Here is a 14296-nt window from a genome sequence, read left to right on the forward strand (position 1 = left end):
GCGTCAGGCTCGGGACGTGCCGTACCAGCGGCCGATCACCGCGCGGTCGAGCGCGGTGAACACGGCGAAGATGGCCACGCCGAGGAACGAGGCCAGGAAGATCGAGGCGATCAGGTCTTCCGACTGCAGCCGCGACCGGTAGGTGTCGAGCAGCCCGCCGATGCCCGGTTCGCCCTGGCGGAAGAACATGTCGCCGACGACCGCGCCGATCACCGCCAACCCGGCCGACGTCCGCAGCCCGGTGAAGATCGACGGCACCGCGGCCGGCAACTGCAACAGCACGAGGCGCTGCCAGCGGCCGGCCCGGTTGAGCGTGAACAGGTCGTGGGCATCGCGGTCGGCCGAATGGATGCCGAACAGCGTGTTCGAGATCATCGGGAACAGCGAGATGATCACGCAGACGATGACCCGGCTGGTGAACCCGAACTGGAACCACAACCCGATCAGCGGCACGATCGCCAGGATCGGCACGGTCTGGATCACCACCGCGTACGGATAGACCGCGCGCTCGATGAAGTCGGCCTGGCTCATCAGGATCGCGGTGAGGATGCCGAGCACCACCGCGATGCCGAGGCCGGTGAGTGCGACGCGCGTGGTCAGCGCCAGTGCTTCGAGCTTCGGCTGCAGGTGGTCGGGGTCGAGCACGGCGACCGCGAGCACCTCGTCGGGCGGTGGCAGCAGGAACCGGCGTTGCTCCGAGAGCACCAGGTAGGTGACCCCGTACCAGATCCCCAGCCCGGCCAGGAGCGCGCCCAGCACCGGCAGGACGTTGCGCGTGATCCGCCGTTTCTTCCGCGGCGCGAGGGTCGGCGCCGTCTTCTCCAGGGTGGCCGCAGTCATGAGTGGTGGCCCTCCAGTGCGTGCGAGACCTCGCCGGTGAGCGCCGCGAACTCCGGGGTGTAGCGCAGCTCCGGCGAGCGGGGATGCGGGAACGGCACCGGGACGTCGGCCGCGATCCGGCCCGGTCGTCCCGTCATCACCACCACCCGGGTGGAGAGGTAGACCGCTTCGCTCACCGAGTGCGTGATGAACAGCCCCGCGAAGCCGCGCAGCTGGAACAGGCGCTGCAGCTCGGTCTGCATGCCGAGGCGGGTGATCTCGTCGAGCGCGCCGAACGGCTCGTCGAACAACGCGAGCTGCGGGTCCGCGACCAGCGCGCGGGCCAGCGAGACCCGCATCCGCATCCCCCCGGACAACTGCCGGGGAAAGCTCTTCGCGAAGTCGGTGAGACCGACGAGCGCGAGGGCTTCCGCCGCGCGCTCCGTCCGTTCTCTCCGGCCGACGCCGCGGAGCTGCCCGACCAGCGCGACGTTGCCCAGGGCCGACCGCCACGGCAGCAACGTGGGGTCCTGGAACACGAAGCTCGTGGTGGCCGCGGCGACGTCGAGCGTGCCGTCGGTGACGGTGTCCAATCCGGAGGCCAGCCGCAGCAGGGTGCTCTTCCCGCAGCCCGACGGTCCGACGACCGCGACGAACTCGCCGGGCGCGACGCTCAGGTCGACGCCGCTCAGCGCGGTCGTCCCGGTGTCGAACACCTTGCTGACGCCGGTGAACTCGAGCGCGGCTCTCGTGGTGGCGGTCATCGGCCCTCCGGACCTCTCGGGTGAGCGGGAACGCCGGTGGCGGCCGGTGCGGTGGCGGGCAGTGCGGTGGCGCTCTCGGTCCGGGTGCGGGCCAGGACGGTGCCGGCGCGCAGCACCACCCGCGCGTCGCCGGGGCCGGCCACCAGGCTGGTGAGCGACTGCACGGGGACGAGGAGCAGGTCGGCGACCGCGCCGTCGGCCGGCCCGGCGGCGGGCAGGTGCAGCGCCGCGCGGACGCCGCCGGTCACCGCCTCCAGCGCCTCGTGCGGATGCAGGTGGGCCGCGCTGACCAGCAGGGATGCCGTCTCCAGCGGATCGCCCCTGCCGACGGCGTTGAACGGGTCGCGCAGGTTGTCGCCACCGGCCGCGACCGTGATCCCGGCGTCGAGCATCGGCCGCACCGGGGCGATTCCCCGCGGCACCGAGTGCCCGTGGTCGCGTCCCTGCAGGTAGAGGTTGGTCTGCGGGAGCACGACGACCGCGATGCCGGCTCGCGCGACCCGGTCGAGCGTGCTCGCGAGGCGCTCGGGCGGGAGCATCGAGAGGCGGACGCAGTGGCTGGCCGTGACCCGGTGCTGGAACCCGCGGGCGATCACCTGGTCGGCCAGGTCGGCCAGATCGAGGCCGGGGGTCAGGTCGAGCGTCTCATCGGTGTGCAGGTCGAGTGGGAGCCCGGCGCGTTCGGCGACGTCGAGCAGGCGTGCGGTCTCCGCCGCCGGGTCTTCGGCGAGGTGGGGCACGCCGCCGAGCAGGTCGGCGCCCTCCTTCGCGGCGGCCTCGACGACCGGTAACGGGGTCGCCGGGGAGATCAGGGGTACGACCTGGATCGTCAGGTGGTCCGCGAGCGCGTCCCGGAGCTCGAGCAGCGCGCGCAGGCCGCGCAGCGCGTCGCCGTCGGGTGGGACGTCCACGTGGGTGCGGATCGCGGTGACACCGGCGGCGGTGTACTGCCGGAGCGCGCGTCCGGCGCGGTCGCTGATGTCGGCGCCGTCGATCCCCGGCAGCATCCGGTGCCACTGCTCGACCGCCTCGACCAGGCCGTTGAGCCGGGTGGCGCCCCGGTCGACGGTGAGCGCCTTGTCGAGGTGCGCGTGCGGCTCCCCGAGCGCGGTCACGGCGAGCCAGCCCTCCGCGTCGACGTCGGCGCCCGGCGGGGTCCCGGTGCCGACGACGGTCCCACCGCTGATCGTCAGGTCGGTGGTCCGGCCGTCGAGGAGTTGGACGCCTCGGAGGTGGGCGACGCGGTCTCCGGGCCGGAGTGCGGACGGACCGAGCACGAGGCACTTCTCCCCTCGGGCAGAATGTTGACCAGGTGAACATCGGCGAGGCTAGGCCGCGAATGTTTCGTCGCGCGCAACGCCGGTGACAGCGCTGTTTCGCATCCGAAAGCTGTTTCGTACCGAGGGGGAAGGACGAGAGTTGCGGCGACAGGCCGGGCCGGAAGCGCGGGCCCTGGGGGAGGTCATCCGGCAGCGGCGGCGGTCACTCGGGATGACGTTGGTGCAGGTCGCTGCGGTCACCGGGTTGTCGCACCCGTTCCTGAGCCAGCTCGAGCGCGGGCGGACACGGGGCAGCATGCGGACGCTGTTCCTGGTCGCGGAAGCCTTGCGCACCTCGCAGCAGGCGTTGCTCGCCGCCGCACAGCCGGCACCGGACGGGGTCGAGACGGTGGTGCTCGAGGTGGACGACGCGAGGTCGATCCCGGTCGACTCCGGTTCGGCGCGGTTGCTCGCGGAGGCACCCGGGCAGTTCGCGGTCACCGAGTTCCGGCTGCGGCCGCAGGAGTTCAGCGAGTTCTACGTGCACGAGCACGCGGAGCTGGTCTACGTGGCCTCGGGGAGGGTCGAGGCCCAGGTGCGGCCCGGGCCCGAGCAGCACGTGCTGCGTCCGCGTGACGTGCTGCGGATTCCCGGATCGGTACCGCACCGGTGGCGGGCGTTCGGGACGAGCGAGGCGGTGGTGCTGGTGACGCACACGTTCACGTCATAAACGGCGTATTCTAGGCAAAACGCCGCTTATCCGGGGGTTGAGATGGCCGTCGTCGAATACCACTTCCCACCGACCACGGAGGCCGGGGGGCGTCCGGGGGCCGAGGCCTACCCGATGGCCGAGGTATGCCCGGGGGCCGAGGTGCGTCCTGGGGCCGAGGTCGCGCTGACCGGAGCCCCGGCGCGCCGGCCCGCGGTGTATCGCGCCCCGAGCACCCGCCTGGACCGCCCCTCCCCCGCGCACCGCGGTTCACTCGCCGAGTCTCCGCCGCCACGCCGATTCGCCGCCGCGGCGGCTCCCCGGCCGACGCCTCCACCCGTCGCCCGCCCGGCGGCCCGTCCCGCATCGACACCTCCGCCCGTCACCCGCCCGGCGATCCGGCCCGCGTCGGCGCCTCCGCCCGTCTCGCGGCCGACGGCCGTCCGGCCCGCGGCCTACCCGGTCGAGCCCCGCTCCGTGGCCCACCCGCAGTACCCGCAACCGGCCGTCGGTTACCCCGTGCTGATGCCGGTGGTCGTCGTGGTGCCGGTGGTGCCGGTCCGGGTGTCGGTCACGATCACGTTCGGCTTCTGAGCTCGCGCGCACGCGCCGTCGCCGCGTCGGCAGGTACGACTCGGTCATCGTCGACCACCACCGCCGGATACTGCTGGTGCCCGCCGAGGCCCCGCTCGACCGCTCGCGCACCGTGGCCGGATGCACCACGATCCGCCGGCTCGGCCCGCGCCGGTGCCGCCGAGCCCGGAGCGGCTCGCCGACGGCTCCCCCTACGACAGGACGACTCCCCCTACGACGGCCGGAGCCGCTCGCCGACGGATCCTCACGACAGCCGGCGGACTTCGCCCAGCACGACCCGGCCGACCGGTCCGGCCGGGACCCCGGATCGCGTCAGCGCCGGTACGCCCGGCCGATGGTCGTCGGTGAGCCGTCCGAGGCGTAGAGCGACGTGCCGCTGTTCCCCGGCGAGAAGATGAACCACGAGTACCGCTCGACGAACGGCAGACCGTCCATCATGGCCGTCGACGCGGTCACGAAAGCGGCCTGCTGCTCCGGTGAAGGGTGGCGCGGTGTCCCGGAGCTGAAGTCGATGAGCGCGTACTCGGTGAGCCAGATCGGCTTGTTCCAGCGGTCGTGCACGGCCTGCAGGTAGCTCCGCAACTGGCGCACCGCGTTCGCGGTCGTGAAGTCCCCGCCGTACCAGTGCAGTGCGATGAAGTCGACCCGGTAGCCCTTGGCCCGCGCGCCCGTCATGAACTGGTCGAACCAGCTCCCGTCGGTGGCCGCGCCGAACGCCGGCGCCGGGCTGCCCAAGCGCATCCCGGTGTCCTGCAGCGACGGCCACAGTTCGAGGGCGCGGGCCGGCGAGAGGTTCGACTGGCTCGCGAAGTCGGGTTCGTTGAAACCGAGCAGCGTGTCGCCGCGCTGTTTCACCGTGGACAGCGTCCGCTCGTCGACCGAGTCCTCGCCCCAGATCATCGGCGTGAACGACACGCCCGCGGGTGCGGGGACCGGATCGGTGCCCCAGGTGTAGTACCAGCCGGCGCCGGAGTCGCCCAGCGCCGTCTTCACCGCCCCGAAGTTGTTGAGCGCCGCGCCCCGCTTGCCGGAGACCGCACGCGGCCGCGCCGCCGACGGACTGGCCCCGGCACCGGCCTGCGCGGGCCCCACCGAAACCCGCGGACCCGCCGTCGACCCGGCCGTCGGCCCCGCCGTCGGCCCGGCCGTCGAACCCGCCGTCGAGACGAGCGCCGACGGGGAGGGCGTCGGATCGATCACCGCGGCGACCGGCGCGGCCGGACCGCCCGAGCCTTTCGCGGCCCATCCCCCGACGGCCGCGACGACCACGCCCAGACAGACGGCCAGGATCAGGAGCGCACGGCGGGACACCTCACCAGTCTCGATCGACCCTCGCGCACCGGACAGCAGGATGGTCCGGACACAAGACACTCATAAGGGACCGCCAAGGTTCGCGCTACCGCCGGTGCGCGTACGCCACGTAATCGCTCACCGGCAGCCCACGGTCGAGCGACCCGGAGTCGGCCCGGACCGACGTGACGTCACCGTCGGCCCGCGCGGTCAACAGCCAGGCCGCGACCAGCTCGCCGTCGCGGAACTCCGGTCGCCACCACGCGTCGCAACCGTCGCAGCGCCCGGCCCGCTCGTCCCCGACCGATTCCAGCCGCAACCGGCCGTGCGTGACGTCCGGGCAGAAGCCTTCGCTCAGCCGCGACGTCGGCGTGAACCGAATCCCCATCCCCCCAGTGTCCGGGTGGCACGAAGTGGGGATCAAACCGCCACCACCGGATGACACGGTGCTCTGGTGACGATTTCCGATGCCGGCGAACTCCGCCGACTCCGAGCCGCGGCCCCGGCCGCCGAAGAAGAGATCAGCAACGACCCGGCCGGCTGGCCGTGGTGGGCCGGGTCGCTGCCCCAGGTGCTCGACGTGGCCACCCGCGTCCTGAGATCCGGGTCCGCCACCGAGGACGACCACCGCGCCGCGGTCTGGCTGCTGCTCCAGGCGTCCGGCTATCTGGTCGAGGTCGAACGCCCGGACGAGTCGGTGGAGGCGGCCGGGACGGCGGTGCGGGCGGACGAGGCGCGGTTCGGCCCCACCCATCCCGACACGCTCCGCAGCAAGGAAACACTCGCGGGTGCGCTGTCCGAGACCGACCGGCTCGATGAGGCGCGGGAGCTCATCGAGTCGGTCCTCGCGGACCGCGTCACCGTGCTCGGCCCCGACCACCGGGAGACGCTGCGTGCCGCGGACACCGCCGCCCTCGCGGCCCTCGACCTCGGGGAGATCGACGAGGCGATCACCCGCTTCGAGGGGGTCCTCGAGGCCCGGCGGCGCGTGCTCGGCGACGAGCACCGCGACTGCCTGGTGACCCGGCACAACCTCGCCTACGCGTACGTGGAGGACGGCCGGCCCGAGGACGCGATCCCGATCTACACCCAGGTGTACGACGCCTCGGTGTCGCTGCTCGGCCCCGCGCACCCGGAGACGCTCTTCACGTTGAAGGCCCTCGGCGACGCCCACGTCGACGCCGACCAGCCGGCCGAGGCGGCCGAACGCTTCGCGGTGGCCTACCGGGTGCGACGACGGGTCTTCGGCGAGGACCACCCGGAGACCCTGGTCACCCGGCACGGGCTGGCCGACGCCTGCTTCGGTACCGAGCGCGCGAACGAGGCGGTGGCGCACCTGGAGGACGTCGTCGCCCGCTGGCGCGCACGCGGGGACCGGGAGGACGTCCGCCTGCTCAACGCGGTGCACGACCTGGGCTGCCTCTACTACCTCACCGACCGGGACACCGCGGCGGCCGAGTTGTTCGAGGAGTTCCTGCCCGAGTTCCGGACGGCGCTCGGCGAGGACTCGGCCCGCACGCTCTACGCCTCGGCCGGCGTCGCGAGCCACTACGTCGACACCGGTCGGGACGACGAGGCCCTGGTCCTCTACGAGCGCACGCTCGCCGCCTGCGACCGGCACTACGGTTCCGGCCACCAGCGGTCGCTCCAGCTGCGGTACGAGCTAGCCACCCTCCACGCCGACGCCGGCCGTGACGACGAGGCGATCGTGGAGTTCGAGCGGGTCCTGGAGGGCGAGCGGACGCTCCACGGCCCGCACCACGAGGACACCGAGCAGACCCGCGCGGACCTCGTCCGGGCCTACCAGCGGGCCGGGCGCTCCACCGACCAGGTGCGGCTGCTGGAGCGGACGCTCAGCGAGCGCACCGACCCCGACGACCCCGGGACGCTGCAGATCGCCCATCAGCTGGCCGACGCGCTGGAGGACGACGACCGCCCCGAGGACGCGATCCGCCACTACGAGCCGACGCTGGCCGCGCGCCGGCGCGTACTGGGCGACGACGACGCGGCGACGCTCGTCACCGCGGCCAACCTCGCTTACACCTACCGGAGGGTGCGGCGGCACGACGACGCGATCGCGCTCTACCGGGAGGTGCTCGCGACGGCAGGCGCGGTGCACGGCGCCGACCACCCGGAGACGCTCACCGACCGGCACCTGCTGGCCGGCGCCTACCTCGACGCCGAGCGGTACGAGGAGGCGATCGCGGAGTTCCGGCGGGTGCTGGACGGCCGCACGGACCGGCTCGGCGCCGACCACCGCGCGACGCTGCTGAGCGCGGAAGGACTGGCCTACGCGTTACGTGAGTCCGGCCGGGTCGAGGAGGCGGTGGCCGCGTTCGAGCGCGTGGTCGACGGCTACCGCCGGGTCGTGGGCACCGACGAGCCGGAGACGCTGTACGCGGTACGCGGGCTGGCCCGCGCCCACCGGAGGGCCGGCCGGGCGCACCGGGCGATCACGACGTTCGAGGAGCTGGTCGCCCGGCAGCGGACGGTGTTCGGCGAGCGGCACGAGGAGACGCTCGACACGCTGCACGAGCTGGCCGACTCCTGCCTGCGCGCGGACCGGCCCGACGACAGCGTGTTCTGGTACGAGTGGGCCGTCCGGGGGTACCGGGACACGCTCGGCGACGACGACCCGGTCACGCACGACGTCTGGTGCGGCCTCGCGGACGCGTTCCTCGCCGCCGACCGGCCGGACGACGCGGTCGGCGTCTACACCCGGGTGCTCACCGCGCGGCGGTTGCTCTGGGGCGAGGAGCACAAGGAGACGCTCGTCACCGCGCACAACCTGGCCCACGCCCACCAGAGCGCGGGCCGGCTCCCGGAGGCGATCACGCTGTACGAGGGTGTGCTCGACGACCGGCGCCGCGTGCAGGGCGAGGAGCACGAGGGCACGTTGATCACCGCGCACAACCTGGCCACCGCCTATCTGGCGACCGGCAGGGCCGAGCGCGCGGCCGAGCTGCACGAGCACGTCCGCACGACGGCGGCCCGCGTGCTCGGCCCCGACCACCCGCTCGCGCTGGAAGCGGGCCTCTTCCTCGACGAGGCCCGGGGCGAGGGCTAGAGCTCGGTCAACGGGACACGTTCGTCGCGGAGCCGGTCGGGAGCCACCACCGGCCGCTCCGTGGCGAGCCTCCACAGCGGATCGCCGTCGTCCCAGGCGTTCACGTTCAGCACCCCATGCACGGCCCCGCCGACCAGCCAGAACGCGTACCAGGAGCCCTCCGGGTCGTCGCCGCGCAGAACCACCTCGGCCTCGGGACCGGCGGGGTCGACCCAGCCCCGGTACTCGAACCCCAGCTCGTACTGGTCGGAGAAGAAGTACGGCACGCGGGTGTAGGGCTCGGGCGCGGCGCCGGTCAGCGCCGCGCCCAGGTACCGGCCGTGCTGCTGCGCGACGTCCCAGTGTTCGACGCGTACGTGCGTGCCGTGGACGGGGTGGTCGACGGCCGCGATGTCGCCGATCGCGACGACGTTCGGGTCCGACGTGCGCAGCGTGGCGCTGACCGCCACCCCACCCGCGGCCTCGGTCAGCCCGGCGGAACGGGCGAGCGCGAGCCGTGGGGACACGCCGGTGGCCAGCACGACCACGTCCGCGTCGACGAACCGGTCGGCGAGCGCCACGCCCCGGTCGGTGATCCCGGTGACGTCGGCCCGGAGCGTCACCGCGACGCCCTTCGACCGGTGCAGGCCGAGCAGCCGCTCGCTCACCGCCGCCGAGCCGAGCACCGAGAGCAGACCCGGTCCCTTCTCCAGGATCTCGACGTCACACCCCTGCTGACGCAGCGACGCGGCGACCTCGCAGCCGATCCAGCTGCCACCGACGATCGCGACCTTCGCCCCGTCCGCGGCGGCCGAGCGGATCGCCAGCGCGTCCTCGAGCGTGCGCAGCACGTGGGCCCGGTCGGCGCCCTCGATCGGCGGCCGCCGGGGCTCCGCGCCGGTGGCCAGCACCAGCGTGTCGTACGGGAGCCGCTCGCCGCCGTCGAGCGTGACCGTGCGCCCGCCCGCGTCCACGTCGGTGACCGTCGTGCCCGGGCGGAACGTGACCTCCCGGTCGGCCCAGGCGGCCGCGTTCCCGCCGTCGAGCACCCAGTCGGGTTCGTCGCTGCCGCCCTGCATCAGCTTCTTCGACAGCGGTGGCCGTTCGTACGGCGCCGCGTGCTCCGCGCCGACGAGCGTGACCGACCCGTCGAAACCGTGCTCCCGCAGCGCGAGGGCGGCGGTGCCACCCGCCAGGCTCGCACCGACGACGACTATCCGCTGATCCGTCATCACCCAGGCCTACCACGACGGGGCCGCACGCAGAAGCGCGTGCTCCAGCGCACGCGGCCGCGCGGTGGCCGTCGGAGGCGCCGGACCGGCCGATCCCGGCCTACTGTCGACACCATGTCAACAATTTTGTTCGTAGTGACCGGCGCCCGGCACTGGACGCTGAAGGACGGCACCCAGCACCCGACCGGCTACTGGGCCGAGGAACTGCTCGCCCCGTACGACGCGTTCACGCGGGCCGGGCACACCGTGGTGTTCGCGTCGCCGGGCGGCGTGACCCCGGTGCCCGACCGCGGCAGCCTCGCCCCCGACGCGAACGACGGCCGCACCGACGTCGAGGACCGCCTGAACGCGATTCCCGAGCTCAAGGATCCGCTCGACCTGGCGGAGGTCGACGTCGCCGACTACGCCGCGGTGTTCTACCCGGGCGGCCACGGCCCGATGGAGGACCTGGCCGTCGACGCCGACTCCGGCCGCCTGCTCGCCGCGACGCTCGACTCCGGCAAGCCGCTGGCGGTCGTCTGCCACGGCCCGGCCGCGCTGCTGGCCGCGCGCCGCCCGGACGGGACGTCGCCGTTCGCCGGGTACCGCCTCACCGGGTTCACCAACGCCGAGGAGACCCAGGCCGGGCTGGCCGAGAAGGCTCCGTGGCTGTTGCAGGACCGGCTGACCGCGCTCGGCGTCACGTTCGACGAGGGACCGGCCTGGCAGCCCCACGTCGTGGCCGACCGGAACCTCTACACCGGCCAGAACCCGGCGTCGTCGGCGCCCCTCGCGGCCGAGGTGCTCACGCACCTGTCCTGACGACGGCCCCCCGCGGTTCGCCTCGCCGATACATAGTGGAGGCGAGGGATCACGATACGTGGGGGGAAATCCGATGAGCTTCCAGCGGCGGCCCCGCGCGTTCGGCCCGCGCAACCGGGGTGTGTGGATCCTGCTCATCGTGATGCTCGTGGTGCTCGCGCTGTCCTGTTGCGCCGGTCTGATGGTGTCGATCGCGCAGCAGGGCGGCGACGATCCGGCGCCGGCCGAGTCCCCGTCGGCGAAGGCCGCGGCGGCGGCGCCCGGCCGGCTGACCGTCCCGAACCTGGTCGGGGTCCGCCTACCCGACGCCGAGGAGAAGCTGACCGCGCTCGGCTTCGGGAACCCGCGGGTCGAGGACTCCAGCGGGCGCGACCGACCGGTGCTCAGCCGCGCGAACTGGGTCGTGCGGAGCCAGGATCCGAAGCCCGGCGCGTCGGTGGCCGGATCGACGACGGTGACGCTGCGCGTCAGCAAACCCACCGACACGGCTCCCACCGGGGCGCCGTCCGAGGGGGTGGTCCCGGACGTGGTCTGCCGTGACCTGCAGGCCGCGCAGGACGCGATGCAGGCGGCCGGGTTCTTCGTGCTGGCGTCGGCCGACGGCACCGGCCAGGGGCGGCGGCAGTTCGTCGACCGGAACTGGGTCGTCACCGACCAGTCGGTGAAAGCGGGGACGCGGCCGGTGCGCTCGACCCGGGTGCTGCTCACGGTCGTGAAGATCGGCGAGGCGAACGACGCGTGCGCTAGCTGAGCGCGAACGCCGCGATCCGCGTCGACTGCAGGAAGTGGAAGTTGTCGTCGGAGACGAGCAGCACCGTGCGCCGGCCGTCGGGCCGGTCCGGGCCGAGCGTCGCGCCCTCGAAGTTGTCGACGCGCAGCCCCGGGGCGTCGTCCAGGTCGAGCAGGAGCTTCTTCGTCATCGCGGTCGCGCCGGACAGGGAGTTCCGGCCGAGCACGTCGGTGGCGTTCCGGGTCTCGGCCAGGAAGATGCGCACCGTGATCCGGTACCGGTCGACGACCGCGGCGCGCTCCAGCACGAGGTAACGCCCGCCGCCGAGCGCGACCAGGTCGGACAGCCCGTTCGTGTCGCCGGAGTCGGCCTCGCGCGGCTCGGCGAACAACGGCTCCAGCGGGTACGCGTACTGCGCGACCGGGCGCCCGGTCGCGGTGTCGTACTCGGTGACGCGGGTCAGCGCACCGGCCTGCGCGGTCGGGTTCGGACCGTCCTGACGCAGCGGCTCCTCCATGCCGACGGCGAAACGCTTCCCGTCGGGGGTGAACGAGATGCCCTCCAGGGCCTGGTTGCGGCGGGGGCCCTTCCCGGGCGCGATCGTCAGCTCGTCCGGGATCGGCAGTTTCCGCACATACGCGCCGGACGGTTTCGCGATCCGCACCGCCGGGTCCAGCAGGTTGTCGCTGCGCTCGCCCTCGTCGACCCAGTAGAGGTCACCGTTGCCCGGGTGGACGGCGATGCCCTCCGGGTCGGGCGGAACGGCGCCGGACGCGAGCGACGGGAACGTCGAACCGTCCCGGCGGCGCAGTGGCGCGGTGCCGGTGAGTTTCGCGGTGACCTTCCGGTCGGACACGTCGATGTCCGCGGTGTAGAGGCGCGCCGGGTCGCGCTCCGAACGGTCGTCGCTGATCAGGTAGTAGCGCCCCGAGCGCCGGTCGTAGCTGATTCCGGACAGGCCACCGACCGTGGTGCCCCCGAACTCGGGTGAACGCGGAATCGTCGTGTCGCCGAGGAACTCCAGCGCGGGCCCTGCGGCCTTCGTCGGCTCGGCGTTCGGCTCCGCGTCCTCCCGGCAGCCGGTGAGGAGGAGCACCACCAGGAGAAGAAATGCCGCAGACCGCACGGGAATGAGAGTAAGTGCTTCCGCAATTCGTACTAGTGAAGCATCCGTGTCGTCGTGGGGAGAGCGCTATGACCGTCGCCGCTGACACCTTCGTCCAGGAGTGGGAAGACTGGTACGCCAAGCACCAGCGCGTGCTCGGCGATCCGCACGGCTTCCTGGCGATCACCAGCCTCAACTGGCTCGACGAGAACCCGCAACGGTTCCCGGACGCGCCGGGCGCGTGGTCCACCGGTCCCGACGGCGTCGTCGTCGACCTCGAGCCGGGCGAGGAACTCGTCGTGGACGGGGAGACGATCACCGGGCGCCACGGCTTCGGCGTCGTCGCCGAGCGCGCGAGCCTCTACCCCACCTCGGGCGACGCGGTCATCGAGGTCGCCAAGCGGGGCGGGAACGACATCATCCGGCCGCGCCACCCGGAGAACCCGCTGCGGACGAACTTCGACGGCACGCCGGCGTACGCACCCGACCCGCGCTGGGTCGCGACCGGCGTCTACGTCCCGTTCGACGAGCCGCGTCCGACGACGGTGGGCGCCGCGGTCGAGGGACTGCAGCACGTGTACGACGCTCCGGGCGAGATCCGGTTCACGCTGGAGGGCCGGGAGCTCACGCTCACCGCGTTCAACGGCTACCAGCCCGGCACGCTCTCGGTGCTGTTCACCGACGCCACGTCGGGGGTCACCACGTACGCGGCGAACCGCTCGCTCGCGGTCGAGGCCCCGGCCGAGGACGGGACGGTGACGCTCGACTTCAACCGCGCGGCGAACCTGCCCTGCGCCTACACCGACCTGGCCACGTGCCCGCTGCCCCCGGCCGAGAACCGCCTCCCGATCGCGATCGAGGCCGGCGAGAAGATCCCCACCGAGCGGCTCTGAGCCCGCGGGGGTGGTCCGGGGCTCCGACGAGCCCCGGACCAGCGGCGTCATTCCGCCAGGGCGCCCCGCCGCCGTTCCACCGACGACACGACGCCCGGTAGTCCGGACAACGCGTCGCTGACCGCACCGAGCACGTGGTCGGCGTCCCGCCGGTCGCCGAGCCCGTCCGGTGCACCCACCGCGTGCTCCAGATAGGTCACCAGCGCGCTCAACGCCTGCGCCGCGTAGGCCGTCCGCACCGGGCTGTGCGGCCCCACCAGGGGCCAGTGACCCGCGACGACGGAGTAGCCGTCGATGTCGGTTCCGATCTGATCTTCCACCGTCATCACCATTCGAACTCGTACCAGGTGCGCCCCCGCCGCCGGTCCCTACCCGCCGGAACGCCGCCTATGCGCAGGCACGAGTTCGGTCTTGATCGACCTGCTCAGCTCCAGGCTTCTTCGGAGAAGCGGACGTCCTCGTCGGCCAGGACGTCGTCGATCAGGTCGGTACGGTGGTCCGGGTCGCCCGGCGGGATGTCGACGAGTTCGTAGCCGCAGCTCTCGTAGGCGGTGCGGTGGATCTCCTCGGACCGCTTGGCGTCGGCTTCGCTGATCCGCCGGGGCGGCGTGGGCCCGGCCGGGCCCCAGCGCGCGACGAAGAACACCAGCGGCTGGTAGATGCCGCTCTGCACGACCCGGTTGACCTCGGTGCGCAACGCCCGGGTCATCGGTAAGCCGGAGTAACGTGCGAACGCGAGCGTGCAGATCGGCGACCGGTCGAAGAGCTGCACACCGCCGCTGTCGATCGGGAGCTGTTGCTGACGTTCGTGCTGCAGGCGGATGACCGCGTCGACGAACCCCGCGTCTTCCTCCGGCGCCTCGACGCCGAGGGCCCGCTGCTGGGCGACGACGTCGGCGGCGGCTTCCTCGACCACGGAGTAGCCACGCTCGGCCAAGGCGTGAAGAATCGTCGTCTTCCCGCATCCCGGCGCTCCGGTGAGGATGTACCGACGCACACCACTATTCACGCAGTGATCGGCGACAGAAGCAAGCCGCTGTTCCGGAGGTTCACG

At 72.9% G+C, this 14296-nt stretch carries 15 protein-coding genes; 6 read left to right on the forward strand and 9 right to left on the reverse strand.

Annotated elements, in window-relative coordinates:
* Positions 1–3 precede the first annotated feature (3 nt).
* Genes CRYAR_RS29315 through CRYAR_RS29325 form a run of 3 tightly spaced genes read right to left on the reverse strand, consistent with a single transcriptional unit; the run spans position 4 to position 2860 of the window.
* Entirely contained in the window at positions 4–840 is an 837-nt protein-coding gene (locus CRYAR_RS29315) for an ABC transporter permease (protein ID WP_035856571.1), read from the reverse strand.
* Entirely contained in the window at positions 837–1583 is a 747-nt protein-coding gene (locus tag CRYAR_RS29320; RefSeq protein WP_035856572.1) for an ABC transporter ATP-binding protein, read from the reverse strand. Before CRYAR_RS29320 ends, CRYAR_RS29315 begins: the two co-directional genes overlap by 4 nt.
* Positions 1580–2860 (reverse strand): amidohydrolase family protein, encoded by a 1281-nt coding sequence (locus CRYAR_RS29325; RefSeq protein WP_063725785.1) that lies wholly within the window; start codon positions 2858–2860, stop codon positions 1580–1582. Before CRYAR_RS29325 ends, CRYAR_RS29320 begins: the two co-directional genes overlap by 4 nt.
* A 142-nt stretch (positions 2861–3002) precedes the next feature.
* Between CRYAR_RS29325 and CRYAR_RS29330 the strand changes: the two genes are divergently transcribed.
* Positions 3003–3572 carry a helix-turn-helix domain-containing protein gene (locus CRYAR_RS29330; RefSeq protein WP_035856573.1) on the forward strand — a complete coding sequence of 190 codons (570 nt, stop codon included), beginning with the start codon at positions 3003–3005 and terminating at the stop codon, positions 3570–3572.
* Positions 3573–3614: 42 nt separating this feature from the next.
* Positions 3615–4145, forward strand: coding sequence for a hypothetical protein (locus CRYAR_RS49200; RefSeq protein WP_035856574.1), 531 nt, complete (start codon positions 3615–3617; stop codon positions 4143–4145).
* 312 nt (positions 4146–4457) lie between these two features.
* Here the strand turns inward: CRYAR_RS49200 and CRYAR_RS29340 are convergent, their stop codons facing one another.
* Positions 4458–5456: a glycoside hydrolase family protein gene (locus tag CRYAR_RS29340; protein ID WP_211247697.1), complete on the reverse strand. Its 999-nt coding sequence runs from the start codon at positions 5454–5456 to the stop codon at positions 4458–4460.
* An 85-nt stretch (positions 5457–5541) separates the two neighbouring features.
* Positions 5542–5823 (reverse strand): hypothetical protein, encoded by a 282-nt coding sequence (locus CRYAR_RS29345; RefSeq protein ID WP_035856575.1) that lies wholly within the window; start codon positions 5821–5823, stop codon positions 5542–5544.
* A gap of 66 nt (positions 5824–5889) precedes the next feature.
* Between CRYAR_RS29345 and CRYAR_RS43805 the strand changes: the two genes are divergently transcribed.
* A complete protein-coding gene (locus CRYAR_RS43805) occupies positions 5890–8502 on the forward strand; it encodes a tetratricopeptide repeat protein (RefSeq protein ID WP_051571095.1) in 2613 nt (870 codons plus the stop codon).
* Here the strand turns inward: CRYAR_RS43805 and CRYAR_RS29355 are convergent.
* On the reverse strand, positions 8499–9713 hold the full coding sequence (locus CRYAR_RS29355) for an NAD(P)/FAD-dependent oxidoreductase (protein WP_035856576.1): 1215 nt from the start codon (positions 9711–9713) through the stop codon (positions 8499–8501). The genes CRYAR_RS43805 and CRYAR_RS29355 overlap by 4 nt on opposite strands.
* Before the next feature lie 114 nt (positions 9714–9827).
* Between CRYAR_RS29355 and CRYAR_RS29360 the strand changes: the two genes are divergently transcribed.
* Both CRYAR_RS29360 and CRYAR_RS43810 read left to right on the forward strand, forming a co-directional pair.
* Positions 9828–10514, forward strand: coding sequence for a type 1 glutamine amidotransferase domain-containing protein (locus CRYAR_RS29360; protein ID WP_035856577.1), 687 nt, complete (start codon positions 9828–9830; stop codon positions 10512–10514).
* Positions 10515–10587: 73 nt separating this feature from the next.
* Positions 10588–11265, forward strand: a complete 678-nt coding sequence (locus CRYAR_RS43810) for a PASTA domain-containing protein (RefSeq protein ID WP_051571096.1) — start codon at positions 10588–10590, stop codon at positions 11263–11265.
* Here CRYAR_RS43810 and CRYAR_RS29370 read toward each other — a convergent pair.
* Positions 11258–12370, reverse strand: coding sequence for an esterase-like activity of phytase family protein (locus CRYAR_RS29370; protein ID WP_211247698.1), 1113 nt, complete (start codon positions 12368–12370; stop codon positions 11258–11260). The two genes, CRYAR_RS43810 and CRYAR_RS29370, sit on opposite strands and share 8 nt — an antisense overlap.
* Positions 12371–12438: 68 nt before the next feature.
* Here CRYAR_RS29370 and CRYAR_RS29375 point away from each other — a divergent pair, with 68 nt between their 5' ends.
* Positions 12439–13242, forward strand: coding sequence for a DUF1684 domain-containing protein (locus CRYAR_RS29375; protein ID WP_035856578.1), 804 nt, complete (start codon positions 12439–12441; stop codon positions 13240–13242).
* Between the two features lie 47 nt (positions 13243–13289).
* On the opposite strand, the gene CRYAR_RS29380 is transcribed toward CRYAR_RS29375, so the two are convergent.
* The gene (locus CRYAR_RS29380) at positions 13290–13562 is read right to left on the reverse strand and encodes a hypothetical protein (RefSeq protein WP_157018156.1); all 273 of its coding nucleotides are present in this window, start codon (positions 13560–13562) and stop codon (positions 13290–13292) included.
* Between the two features lie 104 nt (positions 13563–13666).
* Positions 13667–14239 carry an AAA family ATPase gene (locus CRYAR_RS29385; protein ID WP_063725786.1) on the reverse strand — a complete coding sequence of 191 codons (573 nt, stop codon included), beginning with the start codon at positions 14237–14239 and terminating at the stop codon, positions 13667–13669.
* Between the last annotated feature and the right edge of the window lie 57 nt (positions 14240–14296).

Source organism: Cryptosporangium arvum DSM 44712, assembly GCF_000585375.1.
Lineage (GTDB): Bacteria > Actinomycetota > Actinomycetes > Mycobacteriales > Cryptosporangiaceae > Cryptosporangium > Cryptosporangium arvum.